Raw genomic sequence first — 2320 nt, 5'->3', positions numbered from 1 at the left:
AGCGGGATGCAAAAGTAGGATTATTTTTGCTCCCTGCAAACTTTATTTACATAAAATTGTATTTATCTTAACATTAGGCCAAATATTTGAGAAAATCACACCAGGGATTAAAAGCCAATGAACTAAGCCTTAGCTACATTGATCGATGTATTTCCGGATACAGCAATAGTATTTTATTTCCATAAGAATCCCATAAATACCAGAACTAAGCCTTAAAATGGCTATAACAACGAACAATCAGCACTGAACAGGTTAACAGATGGGCGCATTTATTTCTTATTCCGGAAGCAAAAAGAAACAAACAGCCTTCTTTTACAGGTCATATGAAATAAAAATGAACACACCTTTAACGAATAATGAAACCTATCAGCAGCAGGAAGCCTCCCTTCGGCAACAGGATTCCTGTTTCGGCCCGCATTCTAACAGGATATCTTGTTTTTAAGCCGGGCTCTGATTAAACTTTGTCAATTGTAGTTTGTCAATTGCAGCATATATCCTATTTTAGATAAACTATGAGAAGACTTCCCCTGTTAACCCAGCTATTCCTCTATGCCTTTGTTTTGCTCAGCTTTACCGCCAGCTCCCAGGACAAAAATCTAAAACTGGTATTCATACGGCATGCAGAACGTCCTGAGGAAGGGAATAACCTTACCTGTAAAGGATTTAACCGTTCCATACAATTACCGGCAGTATTGTATAAGAAATTCGGCAGGCCATCTGACATTTATGTCCCGGCGATAAACCTCGGTAAAAAAACCAGCCGGGCGAGGATGTTTCAAACCATCACTCCTTTTGCGGTGAAATATAACTTAACCATAAACTCGGCATATGAGGAAGGGGATTACAAACACATCAGCAAAGCGCTCCTAAAAGAGAAGGGCACCGTCATCATTGTTTGGGAACATAAGGATATTCAGCAACTGGTGAATGCACTGGGTGTAAAATCGGTCACTCAAAAATGGGGTACAAATGATTATGACAGCATATGGGTGGTCACTTTTTCTACAGGGGTACCTCTGCTGAAAAAAGACAAGCAGGGCTTAAACCCATCTTCCAACTGCAATTTCTAGCTTTACTTATCAGCTGCCTCCATAACGTCCCGAAAATCCAACATTCATAAACCTTTACCCATGCGAAAACTATTCATCGTTATCTTTCTATTCTCTTATATACAAAGCCAGGCACAAGCTGATCAGTTACAAAAGATTGAAAAAGATATTAGGGCGAGTGCTATGGAACACAAGTTCGATAAGCAAATCATTGATCTTAATAATGACCAAATAGATGATTACATCTACTTATATCAATGCGGTGAACCTAAATGCATAAAGGTATACCTAAACATTAACGGGATATTAAAAGAGCAGATTACAGAGCAGTGCTGGAGTTACCAGGTATTTAACACCAACAACAGAAAGATACTAACTTTAACACTAGGTCATTGTTGCGGAGAAAGTCCCTATGTTTCGATAAGGTCGTTTGAATTTAATACAACCCGATTGCTGATCAGGGACAACTATGTGTTAACAAATACGGCATATACCGGAAGCAGTATGCTCAGTCCCCCATTTTATAGCAAACAAGCTGAACCTGCCATCGTTAATACCAACAATTATAACTTAAGGTTCTCTCCCGATACTGACCTGCTCAAAGGAGCTGAAAAAGAGACGTTCACTTTCGGAATCACCGAAGGCACAAATATTATTGCCCAGATAAAAATGGGTTCAAAAGTCAATATTCTATCTGAACTCATTCAGCAGGATAGATCCTGGCTATTTATCGAAGTAGATCCTACGTTCCTGGTTGGCAAAAGTCATCCCGTGAGCTTCGATTTTAAAGATCAGCAATTAAGGGGCTGGATTAGCAGCAGATATGTAACGCGAAAATAACAGCGGGATCATTTCCCAACAGGAGGAAATATTAAATCATGGAGATTATCCAAAAAGAACAAAAAGATGGATTGCTAAATTATGTACACCGTAAAAGAACAAGTACTATTTAGTGATCAAAGCAATGCCTAACTCATCGTCAATTGCCAGGCTCCTAAGCAGCAAGAGCTACACTCATAAAGAAATCAGAAAGGTTCCCGCTTAATGATTCCGGAAAACCTATATGTAAAAGCGATGGAAGTTCCGTTGAAAAGCAGGTCATTCAAATCAGGAAGGCCTGCACACACAGCAACCTCTGGGGAAACAAAAGGAAAGCTACTGAAGAAATAGAAAATCCTGATTGCATCAGGGAGTCATTAAATACCAGGAATGATGATCGTCTCAGGAAGTAATTGATTAAGAAATCAGGGGCACAATGTTGCTGACAGTCC

2 protein-coding genes are annotated in these 2320 nt (G+C 39.5%); both read left to right on the top strand.

Translation table 11 applies throughout. The features are described from left to right. Positions 1 to 512 precede the first annotated feature (512 nt). Positions 513 to 1070, top strand: coding sequence for a histidine phosphatase family protein (locus DBR43_RS32805; protein ID WP_124587577.1), 558 nt, complete (start codon positions 513 to 515; stop codon positions 1068 to 1070). Positions 1071 to 1130: 60 nt separating this feature from the next. Further along, positions 1131 to 1889, top strand: a complete 759-nt coding sequence (locus DBR43_RS32800) for a hypothetical protein (RefSeq protein ID WP_124587576.1) — start codon at positions 1131 to 1133, stop codon at positions 1887 to 1889. The last annotated feature ends 431 nt before the right edge of the window (positions 1890 to 2320 follow it).

The organism is Pedobacter sp. KBW06, from assembly GCF_003852525.1.
Classification (GTDB): domain Bacteria; phylum Bacteroidota; class Bacteroidia; order Sphingobacteriales; family Sphingobacteriaceae; genus Pedobacter.
The sequence above is the reverse complement of the archived record's forward strand: the minus strand, read 5'-3'. Positions and strand labels throughout refer to the sequence as shown.